Raw genomic sequence first — 510 nt, 5'->3', positions numbered from 1 at the left:
ATGGCATACCTTGTATGAACAATCATTCATTAACTGCTTTTTTAGGCTTAGTGAATGATATGTCATTCATACCGAAAATAGGAATAGTGGAATAATTGCTTAACTTTGTATGATAACTCATGTATTAACTACTTACTTTAGACTTAATGAATGATATCTCATACAAATGGTACTCAATGAGTGATAAAGCGCTAAGCGAGCAGATAGGCGCTTTTGTAAAACATCATCGGCTGGAGCAGAATAAAACTCAAGCTGAAATTTCTGAAGCTGCTGATATTAGCCGCTCAACCCTGAGCCTGCTTGAACGTGGGGAGCCGGTAAGCCTGAATACACTGATAAAGGTACTGAGAGTTTTGGATCAGTTACAAGTGATGAAGGCGTTTGAAGTAGAAAGTCAAATCAGTCCTATCGCTATTGCCAAAATGCAACAAGAGAAAAGAAAACGAGCAAGAGGTAAAAAAGATTCTTCCGAAAAACCCGAAAGTGACTGGTAATGGCCGAAACCGCTGC

At 39.0% G+C, this 510-nt stretch carries 1 protein-coding gene; it reads left to right on the top strand.

What is annotated here, in order from left to right:
* Positions 1–176 precede the first annotated feature (176 nt).
* A complete protein-coding gene (locus RI561_RS13810) occupies positions 177–494 on the top strand; it encodes a helix-turn-helix domain-containing protein (protein WP_395080829.1) in 318 nt (105 codons plus the stop codon).
* Positions 495–510: the final 16 nt, after the last annotated feature.

Source organism: Gracilimonas sp., from assembly GCF_031581265.1.
In the GTDB taxonomy this organism is placed as follows: domain Bacteria; phylum Bacteroidota; class Rhodothermia; order Balneolales; family Balneolaceae; genus Gracilimonas.
Note: the sequence above shows the minus strand (reverse complement) of the source record. Positions and strands in the feature narration are given on the sequence as shown.

What these genes read in the sequence shown, in the direction of transcription:
- RI561_RS13810 (WP_395080829.1), top strand. Translation starts at nt 177, where the DNA reads ATGAGTGATAAAGCGCTAAGCGAGCAGATAGGCGCTTTTGTAAAACAT.